This is a genomic window from Isoptericola jiangsuensis, from assembly GCF_048320105.1.
In the GTDB taxonomy this organism is placed as follows: domain Bacteria; phylum Actinomycetota; class Actinomycetes; order Actinomycetales; family Cellulomonadaceae; genus Isoptericola; species Isoptericola jiangsuensis_A.
In genome coordinates this window covers 1,810,199-1,825,296 of sequence record NZ_CP182942.1, presented here as the reverse complement: position 1 = coordinate 1,825,296, position 15,098 = coordinate 1,810,199, and the positions used below count along the sequence as shown (strand labels likewise).

The following is a 15,098-nucleotide window of genomic DNA, read 5'->3' as shown; positions in this document are numbered from 1 at the left end:
CGGTGTTCGGGACGGTGCTGGTGGCGAACCGCGGCGAGATCGCCTGCCGGGTGACGGGGACGCTGCGTCGGCTCGGGGTGCGGTCCGTGGCGGTGCACACCGACGTCGACGCCGGGGCGCGGCACGTGCGCGAGGCGGACGTGGCGGTGCCGCTGGGGCCCGCCGGGGGATACCTGGACGTGGACGCCGTCGTGGCGGCCGCGCTCGCCGCGGGCGCCGAGGCGATCCACCCCGGGTACGGGTTCCTGTCGGAGAACCCGGCGCTGGCGCGGGCGTGCGCGGCGTCGGGGCTGGTGTTCGTGGGGCCGCCGGTCGAGGCCGTGGAGACGATGGCGGACAAGGTCGCGGCGAAGCGGCTCGTCGCGAAGCACGACGTGCCCGTCCTGGCGGGCACCCTGGACGCCGCGCTCGACGACGCCGCCCTGGTGGCCGCGGCCGGTGACGTCGGGTTCCCGCTGCTGGTCAAGCCGGTGGCCGGGGGTGGCGGCAAGGGGATGGAGGTCGTGCGCCAGGGTGCCGACCTGCCGGCCGCGCTCGCCTCGGCGCGCCGGGTCGCGGCGGCCGCTTTCGGTGACGACGGTCTGCTGCTGGAGCGGCTGGTGGACTCCCCTCGGCACGTCGAGGTGCAGGTGCTGGCCGACTCCCACGGGACGGTCGTGCACCTGGGGGAGCGGGAGTGCACCCTGCAGCGCCGCCACCAGAAGATCGTCGAGGAGGCTCCCTCGCCCGCCCTGGACGACGCCACCCGGGCCCGGCTCGGGGCGGCAGCGTGCGAGGTGGCGCGGTCCGTGGGGTACGTCGGGGTCGGCACGGTCGAGTTCCTCGTGCCCGCGGGCGACCCGACGGACTTCGCGTTCATCGAGATGAACACGCGGCTCCAGGTGGAGCACCCGGTCACCGAGATGGTCACCGGGCTGGACCTGGTGGAGGCGCAGCTGCGGGTCGCGGCGGGCGAGCCGCTGTGGTTCGGCCAGGGGGACGTGCGGGTCACCGGGCACGCGATCGAGGCCCGCGTGTACGCGGAGTCCCCGCAGCGCGGGTTCCTGCCGTCGGCGGGACGGGTGCTGTGGTTCGACGACGGGGGTGCCGCGGCGGGTCCCGGCCCGGGGACGTCGACGGTGCCGGTGCGCCTGGACGCCGGGATCGGGACCGGTGACGTCGTCAGCGGTGACTACGACCCGCTGGTGGCCAAGGCGGTCGCGCACGGCGTCGACCGCGCCCAGGCGCTCGCCCGCCTCGACGGGCTGCTGGGCCGGGTCGTGGTGCTCGGTGTGGAGACGAACGGTGCGTTCCTGCGGGACCTGCTGGCCGACGACGACGTCCGTGCCGGCCTGCTCGACACGGGCCTGGTGGACCGGTTCGTCGCGGACCGCGTCCCGTCGTCGACGCGGCCCTCCACCCCCGACCGCCGAACATGCCCTGACGACGATCGAGCATGCCCTGGCGGCCCGTCCGGCGGGCCGGACGGGCCGCCAGGGCATGCTCGGCGCGAGGAGGGGGTGGTGGTCGCGGCGGCGCTGCTCGCGGCGGGGGCGCTCGTCCCCGCGGCGGTCCCGGCCGACCCGTGGGCCGCGGACGGCTGGCGTCTCAACGGGCCGCCCGCCCCGCAGTCCGTGGCCCTGCGGGCGCCCGGCGGGGACGTCGTCGAGGTGAGCGTCACGGCCGACGGTGACACCCACGTCGTCGGCCCCGCCGACCGGTTCACCGTGCGGCCCACGGGCACGCACCGATGGTCGCTGACGTCAGCCTCCGGCACGGTGCACGTGACCGCCCTGCGCGACGGTGACGCCGCCTGGGTGGCCGTGGCGGGTCGCACGGCGGTGTTCACGATCCTGGACCGTCCCGCGGCGGCCGCCCGTCGCCGCGCCGCGCGGGCGCTCGCGGCCGCCGCGGACGGCGGTGCGCCCGGCCGGCCCGCACCTGCGGGTCCCGTCGAGATCCGCGCCCAGATGCCCGGCACCGTCGCCGCGACGCCGCACGCCGACGGCGTACCCGTCGAGGCAGGAGCCGCCGTCGTGGTCGTGGAGGCCATGAAGATGGAGCACCCGCTCACCGCGCCGACCGCAGGGACCCTGCGGCTCGCCGTGCACCCGGGCGACCAGGTCCGCCTCGACCAGGTGGTCGCCGTCGTCGAACCCGAAGGAGCGCCATGATCGCCGACACCTCTGCCACCGCCCTCACCGACGCCCAGCGCAAGCTCAGCGCCACCGTCCGGGAGTTCGCCGACGAGGTCGTGGCGCCCGCCGCCTACCGCTACGACACCGAGCGGCGCCTGCCGCTGGAGATCATCGCGCAGATGGGCGAGCTCGGGCTGTTCGGGCTGCCGTTCCCGCGGGACGTCGGCGGGCAGGGCGAGGACTACGTGTCCCTGTGCCTGGCCGTGGAGGCCCTCGCCCGGGTCGACCAGTCGATCGCCGTCACCCTGGAGGCCGGCGTCGGGCTCGGCATCATGCCGATCTACCGGCACGGCACCCCCGAGCAGCGCGAACGCTGGCTGCCCGACCTCATGGCGGGGCGGGCGCTGGCCGCGTTCGGGCTGACGGAGGCGGGCGCCGGGTCGGACGCCGGGGCGACGCGCACCACGGCCCGCCTGGAGCGGACGGGTGACGACGACGGCGAGTGGGTGATCGACGGGTCCAAGCAGTTCATCACCAACTCGGGCACGCCCATCACCTCGGTCGTGACCGTCACCGCGGTGACGGGCCGGCGGACCGACGACGACGGGGTGGTGCACAACGAGCTGTCGTCCTTCCTCGTCCCGGCGGGCACACCCGGGCTCACGGTCCACGAGGCCTACGACAAGGTCGGCTGGCACACCTCCGACACCCACCCGCTCACCCTGCAGGGCGTGCGCGTGCCGGCCGCGAACCTGCTGGGCGAGCAGGGACGCGGGTACGCGAACTTCCTGCGCGCGCTCGACGAGGGACGCATCGCCTTCGCCGCCCTCGCCACGGGCGCGGCCCAGGGCTGCCTGGAGGAGGCCGTACGGTACGCCGGCGAGCGGGAGGTGTTCGGGCACGCCATCGGGCAGAACCAGCACGTCGCCTTCATGATCGCCCGCATGCAGGCCCGGGTGCACGCCGCCCGGCTGTGCTGGCTCGACGCCGCGCTCAAGCAGACCCATGGCCTGTCCTTCAAGGCGGAGGCGTCCGTGGCGAAGCTGACCGCCGCCGAGGCGGCCATGGCGAACGCCCGGGACGCCTGCCAGATCTTCGGCGGGTACGGGTTCCTCAACGAGAACGCCGTCGCCCGGCACTACCGGGACTCCAAGGTGCTCGAGGTCGGCGAGGGCACCACCGAGGTGCAGCTGATGATCCTGGCCCGCGACCTCCTGCACGGACGGGCAGGGGGCCGGACACGATGACCACCCACGACGGCACGGACCGCTCGCGCGGCACGCCGCGGGAGGAGGTCGTGCAGCGCGGCCTCTACTACGACGAGCTCCGCGAGGACGTCCGCTACGTCCACCGGCCCGGGCGCACCCTCACCGAGGCCGACGACGTGCTCTTCACGTCCGTCACCATGAACCCGCAGGCGCTGCACCTCGACTTCGCGTGGGCGGCCCGCCAGCCGTTCGGCCGCCCCCTGACGAACTCCATGCTCACGCTGGCCACCCTGGTCGGGCTGTCCGTGGCGCACCTGACCCGTGACACCATCGTCGCCAACCTCGGGTTCAGCGACGTCCGGTTCCCCGCACCGGTGTTCCACGGCGACACCCTGTACGGCGCGACGACGGTCCGCGACAAGCGGCCCTCGCGCTCGCGCCCCGGCACCGGGATCGTCACCCTCGAGCACGTGGGCACCAACGCCGACGACGACGTCGTCGCGGTCGCGGTACGCACCGTCCTGGTCTGGACGCGCGAGGGACACGAGCAGGCGACCCGCGAACACGGCGAACACGGCGGCGACGGGAGCACGCCATGACCCCGGCACCGTTCGAGGCCGGGCCGGCGCTGCTGTTCTGCCCCGCCGACCGCCCCGACCGGTACGCCAAGGCCGCCGCACGCGCCGACGTCGTCGTCATCGACCTGGAGGACGGCGTCGGCGCCGACGACAAGGACACCGCCCGCCGGTCCCTGCGAGCCAACCCGCTCGACCCCCGACGCACCGTGGTGCGGGTGAACGCCCCCGGTACCCCGCACCACGGTGCCGACCTCGACGCCCTGGCCGACACCGCCTACACCACGCTCGTGCTGCCCAAGGCGGACGGCCGGTTCGTCGGACCCCTGCTGCGCCACGACGGCGTCCCGTACGCCGTCGTCGCCCTGTGCGAGACGGCCGCCGGCGTCCTGGCCGCGTCGGCGCTCGCGGCCCGCCCCGACGTCGTCGCCCTCGCCTGGGGTGCCGAGGACCTCGTCGCCTCCCTCGGCGGCACCTCCAGCCGGCACCCGGACGGCACCTACCGTGACGTGGCACGGCACGCCCGCACCGCCGTCCTGCTCGCCGCCCGTGCGGCCGGCAAGGCCGCGATCGACGCCGTGCACCTCGACCTGCACGACGACGCCGGCCTGCGGGCCGAGGCCACGGACGCCGCAGCGTCCGGGTTCGCCGCCACCCTGTGCGTGCACCCCGACCAGGTGCCCGTGGTGCGCGCCGCCTACGCCCCGTCCCGCACCGAGGTCGACCGGGCTCGCGCCCTGCTGGCCGCGGCGTCCGGGGCCGGAGCGGTCCGCCACGGCGGACGCATGGTCGACGCCCCCCTGCTCGCCCACGCCCGCACCGTGCTGGCGCGCGCCGACCGTTGCGGAGAGGACCCGACATGACCGAGATCGTCACCGACGCCCGCGCCGCGCTCGACGGGCTCCTGCACGACGGCCTGACGATCGCCGTCGGCGGGTTCGGGCTGTGCGGCAACCCGTTCGACCTCATCGAGGCGGTGCGGGACTCCGGGGTGCGCGACCTGACGATCGTGTCCAACAACCTCGGGGTGGACGGTCGAGGGCTCGGCCTGCTGCTGGAGAACGACCAGGTCGGCAAGGTCCTGGCCTCCTACGTGGGGGAGAACAGGCTGTTCGCGCAGCGCTACCTCGACGGCGACCTGGAGGTCGAGTTCGTGCCGCAGGGCACCCTGGCCGAGCGGCTGCGCGCCGGCGGGGCGGGCATCCCCGCCTTCTGGACACCCACGGGTGTCGGCACGCCCGTCGCGCAGGGCAAGCCCGTGGAGACGTTCGACGGACGCGACTGCGTCCAGGAGCGCGCCATCCGCGCCGACCTCGCCCTCGTCCACGCCCACCGCGCCGACACCTACGGCAACCTCGTCTACCGGTACACCGCCCGCAACTTCAACCCGCTGGTCGCCGCCGCTGGTCGCCACTGCGTCGTCGAGACCGAGCACCTGAGCGACACCCCGCTCGACCCCGACGTCGTCGTCACGCCCGGGATCTACACCCACCGGCTCGTCGTGGCCCGGGACCGCGAGAAGCCGATCGAGCAGCGCACGGTGCGGGCCGGCGCCGAGCCGAGCGACGGCGGCACCCCGGCCGTGACGGGAGTCGCGTCATGACCTGGACCCGCGACGAGATGGCGGCGCTCGCCGCCGCCGAGCTGAGCGACGGCGACTACGTCAACCTCGGCATCGGCATCCCCACCCTCGTGGCGAACCACGTGCCGCCCGGGGTGTCGATCACCCTGCAGAGCGAGAACGGCCTGCTCGGCATCGGCCCGTTCCCTCAGGCCGGCACCGAGGACGCCGACCTGGTCAACGCCGGCAAGCAGACCGTCACGGCGCTGCCCGGCGCGAGCTTCTTCGACGCCGCGGCGTCCTTCGCGATGATCCGCGGAGGCCACGTCGACCTCGCGATCCTCGGCGCCCTGCAGGTCTCCGCCTCGGGTGACCTGGCGAGCTGGACCGTGCCGGGCAAGCTCGTCAAGGGCATGGGCGGGGCGATGGACCTCGTCGTCGGGGCGCGACGGATCGTCGTGCTGATGGACCACGTGGCCCGCGACGGCTCGCCCAAGCTGCGCGCCGCGTGCACGCTGCCGCTGACCGGTCAGGGCGTCGTCGACCGGGTCGTCACCGACCGTGCCGTCCTCGACGTCACGACCGACGGCCTCGTGCTGCGCCGCCTCGCGCCGGGCGTCGGCGTCGACGACGTGCGCGAGGTCACCCCCGTGCCGCTGGGCGTCGACCTCGACGGGTGAGCGCGCGGGACTAGGGTGCTGTGCGGCGGGCGCCGGGCCCGCCCGCGGACGGGGGAGGTGCGCCGGTGGAGCTGTCCCTGGTGCTCGGCCCGATGAAGTCGGGCAAGTCGCTCGACCTCATCGCCCAGGTCGCCCCGTTGGCGTACTCGCGGCTCACCTGCGCCGTCGTGCAGTCCGCGCGGCACGTGCGCGACGCCCGGATCGTGTCGCGCACCGGCGCGTCCGTGCCCACGATGAAGCTCGACACCCTCGAACCGTTGCTGCACACCGAGGAGGACGTCGTCGCGATCGACGAGGTCCACATGTTCACCCCGACGGACGTGCGCGTCGTCGAGGAGCTGGTGCTGCGGGGGACCCGGGTGCTGGCGTGCGGGATCGACCTCGACCACCGGGGCGAGCTGTTCGCCACGATCCGGGCGCTGCTGGAGCTCGGGCCGAGCGAGGTGCGCTACCGCCGTGCCGTGTGCGACCGCTGCCAGGACCTCAACGCCGCGTTCACGCAGGTGCTCGCCGCCGGCATCCCGTTCCTCGAGCCGCTCGGCGCCTCGGAGCCGCTGCCCGACGACGGCACCTTCACCTACGAGGCGCTGTGCCGGCGCTGCTTCGTGCTGCCCGAGACCGCCATCGTCACCGGGTCGCCCGGCGTCCCGCGAGCCACCGCCGGGCTGCGCGAGGACTGACCGGCGTCCGCTCCGTGCGTCGTGGCAGGATCGGTCCGTGACTTCGACGACGCAGCCCGACCCGCACCGCATCCTCGTCCTGGCCGGCCGCGGCCGCTACGAGGACCCGTGGCACGACCACGCCGCCACCAGCCACCGGCTCGCCGGGCTGCTGGCCGAGCTGGAGGTCGGCGGTCGAGGCACCCGCGTCGAGGTGCGGTCCGTGTTCCCGCACGCGCTGGACGACCTGGACGACGTCGACCTGCTGGTCGTCAACGCCGGCACGGCGTGGCCGGGGTTCCTCGAGGCGGGGATCGGCCCGGGCGACGACGAGTGGGCTCCGCTGCACGGGCGGCTGGCGACCTGGGCGCGCGAGGGCGGGCGCATCCTCGCCGTCCACCAGGCGGCGAACACCTTCGGTGACGCGCCGGAGTGGGAGGAGATCCTGGGCGGCCGCTGGGTCGACGGCGCCTCCTACCACCCGCCGTTCGGGGAGGTGTCGTTGACGCTCGCGACGGGCGGGCACCCCGTCGTGGTCGGCACCGAGCCCGTCGTGCTGCAGGACGAGCGCTACTGCCTGCTGCGCGTCGCGCCGTCGTCGCAGGTCCTGGGCTGGGTCAGCGACGACGACGGCGAGCAGCACCCGGCCGTGTGGGCCACGGACGAGCACGGCGGGCGCACCGTCTACACCGGGCTCGGCCACGACGTGCGCGCCTACGACTCGCCGTCGTACCGGCTGCTGCTGGGCCGGATCGCCGTCTGGCTGCTCACCTGACACGGGCAGGGTGTCCGGCCCGCGGCGGCGGGGACGACGCCCACCTGACCCACCTCTGAACAAGTTTCCGGTTCGTCGACCCATGGTGTGCACAACCCCACAGGCCCTACTGTGACGGCGTGCTCATCCTCGCTCGGGCGTCGCAGGACGACGTCGTCTCCGCCCTCGGCCCGGTGGACGCCGACGTCGGCCCGACGTCCGCCACCGGCCTCACCGCCGTCTGGTGCACCGGTGACGAACCGATCCGTGCGCTGACCGGTGCCGTGGACCTCGTCGCGGTGTGGGACGAGCCCGACGAGGGGCACGTCGTGCTGCATCTCAGCCGCGACGGCGTCGACCGTGACGCGGTGTGGCCGTTGCACCTGTCCGCGGATCCGCAGCCGCCGTCGACGAGGGCGCGCGACGACCTGTCCACGGACCTGTGCGCGTTCTTCGGTGTCGACGCCCGCCCGGGCCTGGCGCCCGCGATGGCCGACGTCCGCCGCGCCGAGCACCTCACGGACCTGCTCGAGGAGCACTTCGAGGTGCCGGTGCTCGACCCCGTGCGCACCCGCGCGGTCACCGTCCACCGTGGCCACCCCTCCGACAGCAGGATCGCCGCGCGCCTCACCGCGGGCGGAGGCAGCGGCGTCGAGATCACTCCTGTCGGTGAGCGCTGGACCGTGCTCGACGCGGGCGACCCGGGAGTGCAGCAGGTCGTCACGCTGGCCACCGCCGCCGCGGGGAGCCGCCGTGCCGTCGTCCTGCAGCTGTGGCGCGGCGACGGCGCGGCCGCCGGCTTCGAGCTCGTGCACCGTGACCACGTCATCGCGCAGGGGAGCTGGGACGACGGCTGGCGGAGGTCCGCCGACGAGGACTGGCCGGCGCGAGACGCCGTCGCCGAGGTGCTGGCACGGCGTGTGGGCGGCGAGGTCGACCTGCCGGCGCTGCGCGCGCTCCTGCGGGCCCGGACCCGCACCGGCGACCCGTTGGCGCGGCTCGTCGAGGTGCTCGGCATCCCGGCGGCCACGCTCGACGTGCTCGACGGGACCAGCACCGCGCCCGCCGAGGTCGCCGAGCCGGCCGGCCCGTGGCGTGTCCTGTGGGACGAGTCCCGCCGGGGCGCCGACTCGGGCCTGCCGATCGGTCCGCGCTGGGTCCAGCTCACCGTCGCGGCACTCGCGGGGCTGGTGTCGCTGGTGCTGCTGGTGCTGGGGGTGGGCGTCGTCGCCACCGACGGGGCTCTCCTGGACCACGCCGGGGTGACCGCCTCGGACTGGCTGATCCTGCCCGTCGCAGGTGTCGGTGTCGCGGCCAGCGCCCTGGCGGCGCACCGGCTCGTGCGTCGCGGTCAGATCCTCTGACCGGCTACCCCTCGGAGCCGGGGAACCCGGCCTGCCGCCACGCCTCGTAGGTGACGATCGAGGCGGCGTTGGTGAGGTTCAGCGAGCGGCGGCCCGGCAGCATCGGGATCTTCACCAGGTCGGTGACGCGCGGGTGGGCGAGCGCGGCCTCGGGCAGTCCCGTCGGTTCCGGTCCGAAGAGCAGCACGTCACCGGCCTCGTAGGCGACGTCGGTGTACGACGTCGTGGCGTGCGCCGTGAACGCGAACACCCGGGCGTCGGGCAGGGCGTCGAGCGCGGCGTCGAACGTGGGGTGCACCGTCATGACGGCGAGGTCGTGGTAGTCGAGCCCGGCGCGCTTCAGCTTCGCCTCGGACAGGTCGAACCCCAGTGGTTCCACCAGGTGCAGCCGCGCGCCCGTCACCGCGGCGAGCCGGATCGCGGAGCCCGTGTTCCCCGGGATGCGGGGTTCGTAGTACAGGACGTGGGCGAACGGCTCGTCGGGCAGAGGCGGGGGCGTAGGCACCCCTCCATCTTCTCGCACACCGGCCGCTGACCGGGCCCGCCCGGCGCCCACCCCCTAGGCTCGACCGATGGAGGCGATCCCGGAACGGATGGCAGCGGTCCGGCTCACCGGTCACGGCGGGTTCGACGTGCTGGAGTACAGCGACGACGTGCCGACGCCCGCGCCCGCGGCCGGGGAGGTGCTGATCGACGTCCACGCCTGCGGGATGAACAACACCGACGTGTGGGTGCGTCAGGGGGCGTACGGCACCGAGACGGACGCCGCGGAGGTGTCCACCTGGCGGCGCGGACGCTCCACCCTGGAGTTCCCCCGGATCCAGGGCACCGACACGGTCGGGGTGATCGTCGCCGTCGGCGAGGGCGTGCCGGAGTCACGGGTCGGTGAGCGGGTCATGGTGGACTTCTCGATCTACCACCGGCCCGAGGGCGACGACTCGTTGGCGGACATCGACTACATCGGTCACGGGCGCGACGGCGGGTACGCGGAGTACCAGACGGTCCCGGCCGAGAACGCCTACGAGATCACCGCGGACCTCACCGACGCCGAGCTCGCGACCTTCTGCTGCGCCTACCTCACCGCGGAGCAGATGCTCGACCGGGCACGGCTCGCCGCCGGCGAACGGGTTCTGGTCACCGGGGCCTCGGGCGGTGTCGGGTCCGCGATCGTCCAGCTCGCCCGGGTCCGTGGCGCCGTCCCCTACGCCGTGACCAGCGCCGGCAAGCAGGACGCGCTGCGTGCGATCGGGGCGCAGGACGTGATCCTGCGTGACGTCGACGACCTCGTCGCCGAGGTGGCACGCGTGGTCGACGGGCCGGTGGACGTGGTGGCCGATCTCGTGGCCGGGCCGCTGTTCAACGACCTGCTGCGGATCCTGCGTCCGGAGGGCCGCTACACCACGGCCGGGGCGATCGGCGGCCCGGTCGTGGACCTCGACCTGCGCACCGTGTACCTCAAGCAGCTCGAGCTGCACGGGTCCTCGCAGGGCACCCGGACCGCGTTCCGGCGCCTGGTCCGCTACATCAGCGACGGCGAGATCCGCCCGCTGCTGGACCGGACCTTTCCGCTCTCGCGGTTCCACGACGCGCAGCGCACGTTCATGGCCAAGACCTACGTCGGCAAGCTGGTCGTGGTCCCCGACCGGCACTGGGACACCGTGGGAGCCCCGCATGCACCGTGAACGCACCCTGCAGCTCATCGACACCCAGTCCGGCGGCGACGTGAGCCGCATCGTCACCTCGGGCGTCGAGCCCCTGCCCGGCGCGAGCGTGCTCGACAAGGCACGCTACCTGCAGCGCGAGGGCGACGGGCTGCGTCGCCTGCTGCTGTCCGAGCCGTACGGGGACCCGGCGATGTCGGTCGACCTCATCGTCGAGCCGAGCCACCCCGACGCGCAGGCCGGCTACATCATCATGGAGGCGATGGGCTACCCGCTGTACTCCGGGTCGAACACGATCTGCACCGCCACGGCCCTGCTGACCAGCGGCATCATCGCCATGGTCGAGGGCGTCCAACCGGTGGTGCTGGAGTCCCCGGCGGGCCTCGCCCGGATCACCGCGGAGGTCACCGGCGGTCGGGTCACGGCGATCACCACCCAGGGGGAGCCCGCCTACGTGGCGGACGAGGGCCTGGCCGTCGACGTCCCGCACTACGGCCGCGTCGAGTTCGACCTGGTGTGGAGCGGTGCCTACTACGCCATGATCGACGCGGCCCGCCACGGGTTCACGATCGACCGGGAGCAGCAGATCGCGCTCACCGCCTTCGGCGACGCGTTCGTGCGGGCGGCCCGCCCGGGCCTGCGCGAGGACCACCCCGAGCTCGGCGCCCTCGGTCCGCTGCCGTTCGCGCACTTCATGGGACCGCTGCACGCCACGGGTGAGGGACGCTGGGAGTCGCCGTCCGCCACCTACGTGCATCCCGGGGTGCTGTGCCGCAGCCCGACGGGGACGGGGACGTCGGCCCGCCTGGCCCTGATGTCGCACCGTCGGCAGGTCACCGAGGGGGACGTCCTGGAGACGATCTCGCCGCGGGGCAGCCGGTTCCTCGGCACGGTCCTGGGCCCCACCCGGGTGGGCGCGTTCCCGGCGCTGCACTCGACGATCACCGGGTCGGCCAAGCTGCTGGCGCACTCGCACCTCACCGTCGACCTCGACGACCCGCTGGTGGACGCCTCCGACCTGGAGCACGTCCTGTCGGCGGTGCCGGACGCACCGGCGACCACCGGCGCTCCCACGACCTCCTGACGGCCCGCTCCCTTCGCCCGAGCGTCCCCGTGCGCCCCGGGCGGCCGGCACGGCGTGGGGGTTGCGCCGGGGGGTCGGCCTGGCTATCTTGGCCGCATGACGAGGCGTACCGACTGGTGGCGGCTGCAGCAGCAGCCCTGACCCGACGCGCCCCGAGCGATCCCGTCCCGAGCTGCCCACGGCAGCCCGGGACGTCGTGCTCTTCCGACGCCGGACCGGCGAACCGGTGGGCGGCTCCCGTCTCCCAGGAGCCCCGCATGGAAACCACCGTCACGTCCCCGACCACCCCGTCCTCGCCCGACACGACCCACGCCGTCGGGCAGCCTCCGTCCTCGCCCGACGAGACGCCGTCGGCCCACGTCGCCCGCGCCCGCAGCGCCGAGATCGAGGCGCAGATCGCCCTCGACCCGAGCCGGTACCGCGTGCTGACCGGCGACCGGCCGACCGGCGCCCTGCACCTGGGGCACCTGCTCGCCACCCTCGAGTCCCGCGTCCGGCTGCAGGACGCCGGGGTCGACGTCGTCGTGGTGGTCGCGGACTACCAGGTCGTCGCGGACCGTGACGAGGCGGGCGACCTGCCCGCCGTGGTGCGCGAGGTGGTGCTCGACCACCTGGCGGCCGGCATCGACCCGGACCGCTCGACGATGTTCACCCACTCGGCGGTGTCGGCCCTGCACCAGCTCATGCTGCCCTTCCTGTCGCTGGTGACCGTGGCCGAGCTGGAGCGGAACCCGACGGTCCGTGCGGAGGCGGTCGCCGCCGCGGCCCGCCAGGAGCGGAGCATGTCCGGTCTGCTCCTGACCTATCCGGTGCACCAGGCCGCCGACATCCTCGCCGTGCACGGCAACCTGGTGCCCGTCGGCACCGACCAGCTCCCGCACCTGGAGACCACGCGGACGGTCGCGCGGCGGTTCAACCAGCGGTACACGGCGGCGCAGCCGTACTTCGCCGAGCCGGAGGCGCTGCTCACCGCCTCCACGACGGTGCTCGGCCACGACGGCACCAAGATGTCCAAGTCCCGCGGCAACGCCCTGGAGCTGCGGGCGACGGAGGACGACACGGTCGCGTTCTTCCGGCGGGCGCGGACCGACTCCATCCGGCACGTCACCTTCGAGCCGCAGGAGCGTCCGGAGGTCGCGAACCTGCTGCGCATCGGGGCGCACTTCGCCGGCACGACGCCGCAGGCCCTGGCCGAGAGCGTCGGTGCTGCGGGCGCGGGTCCGCTCAAGGCCGTGGTCACCGAGGCGGTGGTCGAGGGCTTGCGGCCGCTGCGGGAACGACGGCGGGCGCTCGCGGACGACGCCGGCGCCGTCGTCCGCGAGGTCCTGGCGCGGGGCAACGCCAGGGCGACCGCGCTCGCCGAGGGGACGTTGACCGACGTCCGCGAGCTGATGCGGACCGTCTACTGAGGGGCGGGCGGGGCGCCGCCGCTCAGGCGAGCCGTTCGCGCAGCCGCTCGAGCTGGTCGGTCAGCTCCTGCGGCACCCGGCCGTCGAACGTGTCGAAGAACTCGGCGGTCAGGTCGGTCTCGGCGCGCCACGCCGCGGCGGGCACGGCGAACAGGGCGGCGAGGTCGTCGTCGGAGATCTCCAGGCCGGTCACGTCGAGGGCGCCCGGGGCCGGCAGCAGCCCGACCGGGGAGGTGACCGCGCCGGAGTCGGTGCGCACCCCGCGGGCCCGGTCGATCTGCTCGGCGACCCACTTCACGACGCGGGAGTTCTCCCCGAAGCCCGGCCAGACGAAGCGGCCGTCCGAGTCCTTGCGGAACCAGTTGACCTGGAAGATCTTGGGTCGCTTGTCGGCGTCGAGGGAGGCGCCGACGCGCAGCCAGTGGCCCCAGTGGTCGGCCATGTTGTAGCCGCAGAACGGCAGCATCGCGAACGGGTCGCGGCGCAGCTCGCCGACGGCGCCCTCGGCGGCGGCGGTCCGCTCGGAGCTGATCGTGGCCCCCATGAAGACGCCGTGGTCCCAGCTCGTCGCCTGGGCGACGAGCGGCACGTTGGAGGCGCGGCGGCCGCCGAAGACGATCGCGTCGACGGGCACGCCCGCGGGGTCCTCCCACGCGTCCGCGATGGAGGGGCACTGCGCGGCCGCCACGGTGAAGCGCGCGTTGGGGTGCGCGGCCGGACGTCCGCTGTCCGGGGTCCAGTCCTGGCCCTGCCAGTCGACGAGGTGCGCGGGCGCCTCGGGGGTGAGGCCCTCCCACCACACGTCGCCGTCGTCGGTGAGGGCCACGTTGGTGAAGATGACGTCGTGGGTGAGGGTGTCGATCGCGGTCGGGTTGGTCTCCACGCCGGTGCCCGGCGCGACGCCGAAGAACCCGGCCTCGGGGTTGATGGCCCGCAGGGAACCGTCGGGGCCGGGGCGCATCCACACGATGTCGTCGCCGAGCGTCTCGACAGTCCACCCGGGGATCGTCGGCTGAAGCATGGCCAGGTTCGTCTTGCCGCAGGCGCTGGGGAACGCGGCGGCCAGGTGGTAGCGGCGCTGCTCGGGGGACGTGACGCGGATCAGCAGCATGTGCTCGGCGAGCCAGCCCTCGTCGCGGGCCATCGCCGAGGCGATGCGCAGCGCGAAGCACTTCTTGCCGAGCAGCGCGTTGCCGCCGTACCCGGAGCCGTAGGACCAGATCTCGCGCGTCTCCGGGTAGTGGACGATGTACTTGTCGTCGTTGCACGGCCAGGCGACGTCGTCGTGGCGCGTGCCGGTCTCGTCGACGAGCGGCGCGCCGACGGAGTGCACGGCCGGCACCCACTGGTGACCGTCGTCGACGAGGTCGAGCACCTCGGCGGAGACGCGCGTCATGACGTGCATGGACACCACCACGTAGGGGGAGTCGGTGATCTCGATGCCCACCTGGGAGATCGGCCCGCCCACGGGACCCATGGAGAACGGCACCACGTACATCGTGCGTCCGCGCATCGCGCCGGTGAAGACCTCGTCCAGCTCGACGCGCATCTCGGCGGGGTCGCGCCAGTTGTTCGTGGGGCCGGCGTCGGCCTCGTCGCGCGAGCAGATGAACGTGCGCGACTCGACGCGCGCGACGTCCGACGGGTCGGACCGCGCGAGGTAGGAGCCGGGGCGCTTGTCCTCGGCGAGCCGGAGCAGGGTCCCGGTGGCGACCATCTCGTCGATGAGGCGCTGCTTCTCCTCCGCGGAGCCGTCGCACCAGACCACCTCGTCGGGCTGGGTCAGGGCGGCGATCTCGGCGACCCAGGCCCGCACGTCCAGCGGGGCCGCGGTGCGCGGCGCGCCGGTGCCCCCGGTCCCCAGCGGTGCGACGTCGGGCGCGATCTGGGTGAGGGCGTGCGAGGTGCGGCGAGGGTTCGCGGCGAAGGTCATGGCTGCTCCATCCGTGGTCCGTCCCGGGGGCGAGGCCCGGGTCATGTCTCCAGCGTGGCCCTCGCGAGCAGACTTTTCGGCGGTTCGGGCCGT

General features: G+C 74.3%; 14 protein-coding genes. 12 read left to right on the top strand and 2 right to left on the bottom strand.

The window, feature by feature from the left end; genetic code table 11:
• The first annotated feature begins 2 nt into the window (after positions 1-2).
• The 9 genes from ACNHYB_RS08625 (at position 3) to ACNHYB_RS08585 (ending at position 8,918) form a co-directional block, all read left to right on the top strand.
• A complete protein-coding gene (locus ACNHYB_RS08625; RefSeq protein ID WP_418274939.1) occupies positions 3-2,153 on the top strand; it encodes a biotin carboxylase N-terminal domain-containing protein in 2,151 nt (716 codons plus the stop codon).
• Positions 2,150-3,364 carry an acyl-CoA dehydrogenase family protein gene (locus ACNHYB_RS08620; protein WP_418274938.1) on the top strand — a complete coding sequence of 405 codons (1,215 nt, stop codon included), beginning with the start codon at positions 2,150-2,152 and terminating at the stop codon, positions 3,362-3,364. The genes ACNHYB_RS08625 and ACNHYB_RS08620 overlap by 4 nt, the downstream gene beginning before the upstream one ends.
• Positions 3,361-3,924 (top strand): MaoC family dehydratase, encoded by a 564-nt coding sequence (locus tag ACNHYB_RS08615; protein WP_418274937.1) that lies wholly within the window; start codon positions 3,361-3,363, stop codon positions 3,922-3,924. Before ACNHYB_RS08620 ends, ACNHYB_RS08615 begins: the two co-directional genes overlap by 4 nt.
• On the top strand, positions 3,921-4,763 hold the full coding sequence (locus ACNHYB_RS08610; RefSeq protein WP_418274936.1) for an HpcH/HpaI aldolase/citrate lyase family protein: 843 nt from the start codon (positions 3,921-3,923) through the stop codon (positions 4,761-4,763). The genes ACNHYB_RS08615 and ACNHYB_RS08610 overlap by 4 nt, the downstream gene beginning before the upstream one ends.
• Positions 4,760-5,503 (top strand): CoA transferase subunit A, encoded by a 744-nt coding sequence (locus tag ACNHYB_RS08605; protein ID WP_418274935.1) that lies wholly within the window; start codon positions 4,760-4,762, stop codon positions 5,501-5,503. The genes ACNHYB_RS08610 and ACNHYB_RS08605 overlap by 4 nt, the downstream gene beginning before the upstream one ends.
• Positions 5,500-6,141 (top strand): 3-oxoacid CoA-transferase subunit B, encoded by a 642-nt coding sequence (locus tag ACNHYB_RS08600; RefSeq protein WP_418274934.1) that lies wholly within the window; start codon positions 5,500-5,502, stop codon positions 6,139-6,141. Before ACNHYB_RS08605 ends, ACNHYB_RS08600 begins: the two co-directional genes overlap by 4 nt.
• Positions 6,142-6,206: 65 nt before the next feature.
• Positions 6,207-6,821, top strand: a complete 615-nt coding sequence (locus tag ACNHYB_RS08595; RefSeq protein WP_418274933.1) for a thymidine kinase — start codon at positions 6,207-6,209, stop codon at positions 6,819-6,821.
• Between the two features lie 37 nt (positions 6,822-6,858).
• Positions 6,859-7,575, top strand: coding sequence for a ThuA domain-containing protein (locus ACNHYB_RS08590; protein ID WP_418274932.1), 717 nt, complete (start codon positions 6,859-6,861; stop codon positions 7,573-7,575).
• A 119-nt stretch (positions 7,576-7,694) separates the two neighbouring features.
• A complete protein-coding gene (locus tag ACNHYB_RS08585; RefSeq protein ID WP_418274931.1) occupies positions 7,695-8,918 on the top strand; it encodes a hypothetical protein in 1,224 nt (407 codons plus the stop codon).
• Between the two features lie 4 nt (positions 8,919-8,922).
• On the opposite strand, the gene ACNHYB_RS08580 is transcribed toward ACNHYB_RS08585, so the two are convergent.
• A complete protein-coding gene (locus ACNHYB_RS08580) occupies positions 8,923-9,423 on the bottom strand; it encodes a tRNA (cytidine(34)-2'-O)-methyltransferase (RefSeq protein ID WP_418274930.1) in 501 nt (166 codons plus the stop codon).
• A gap of 67 nt (positions 9,424-9,490) precedes the next feature.
• Between ACNHYB_RS08580 and ACNHYB_RS08575 the strand changes: the two genes are divergently transcribed.
• From ACNHYB_RS08575 to trpS, 3 genes are all read left to right on the top strand, one after another.
• Positions 9,491-10,600, top strand: a complete 1,110-nt coding sequence (locus tag ACNHYB_RS08575) for an alcohol dehydrogenase family protein (RefSeq protein ID WP_418274929.1) — start codon at positions 9,491-9,493, stop codon at positions 10,598-10,600.
• The gene (locus ACNHYB_RS08570) at positions 10,590-11,663 is read left to right on the top strand and encodes a proline racemase family protein (RefSeq protein WP_418274928.1); all 1,074 of its coding nucleotides are present in this window, start codon (positions 10,590-10,592) and stop codon (positions 11,661-11,663) included. The genes ACNHYB_RS08575 and ACNHYB_RS08570 overlap by 11 nt, the downstream gene beginning before the upstream one ends.
• A 257-nt stretch (positions 11,664-11,920) precedes the next feature.
• Complete coding sequence (trpS, locus tag ACNHYB_RS08565) at positions 11,921-13,072, top strand: tryptophan--tRNA ligase (RefSeq protein WP_418274927.1); 1,152 nt, start codon at positions 11,921-11,923, stop codon at positions 13,070-13,072.
• A gap of 22 nt (positions 13,073-13,094) precedes the next feature.
• On the opposite strand, the gene ACNHYB_RS08560 is transcribed toward trpS, so the two are convergent.
• The gene (locus ACNHYB_RS08560) at positions 13,095-15,005 is read right to left on the bottom strand and encodes a phosphoenolpyruvate carboxykinase (GTP) (RefSeq protein WP_418274926.1); all 1,911 of its coding nucleotides are present in this window, start codon (positions 15,003-15,005) and stop codon (positions 13,095-13,097) included.
• Between the last annotated feature and the right edge of the window lie 93 nt (positions 15,006-15,098).

What these genes read in the sequence shown, in the direction of transcription:
- ACNHYB_RS08620 (WP_418274938.1), top strand. Translation starts at nt 2,150, where the DNA reads ATGATCGCCGACACCTCTGCCACCGCCCTCACCGACGCCCAGCGCAAG.
- ACNHYB_RS08615 (WP_418274937.1), top strand. Translation starts at nt 3,361, where the DNA reads ATGACCACCCACGACGGCACGGACCGCTCGCGCGGCACGCCGCGGGAG.
- ACNHYB_RS08610 (WP_418274936.1), top strand. Translation starts at nt 3,921, where the DNA reads ATGACCCCGGCACCGTTCGAGGCCGGGCCGGCGCTGCTGTTCTGCCCC.
- ACNHYB_RS08605 (WP_418274935.1), top strand. Translation starts at nt 4,760, where the DNA reads ATGACCGAGATCGTCACCGACGCCCGCGCCGCGCTCGACGGGCTCCTG.
- ACNHYB_RS08600 (WP_418274934.1), top strand. Translation starts at nt 5,500, where the DNA reads ATGACCTGGACCCGCGACGAGATGGCGGCGCTCGCCGCCGCCGAGCTG.
- ACNHYB_RS08575 (WP_418274929.1), top strand. Translation starts at nt 9,491, where the DNA reads ATGGAGGCGATCCCGGAACGGATGGCAGCGGTCCGGCTCACCGGTCAC.
- ACNHYB_RS08570 (WP_418274928.1), top strand. Translation starts at nt 10,590, where the DNA reads ATGCACCGTGAACGCACCCTGCAGCTCATCGACACCCAGTCCGGCGGC.
- trpS (WP_418274927.1), top strand. Translation starts at nt 11,921, where the DNA reads ATGGAAACCACCGTCACGTCCCCGACCACCCCGTCCTCGCCCGACACG.
- ACNHYB_RS08560 (WP_418274926.1), bottom strand. Translation starts at nt 15,005, where the DNA reads ATGACCTTCGCCGCGAACCCTCGCCGCACCTCGCACGCCCTCACCCAG.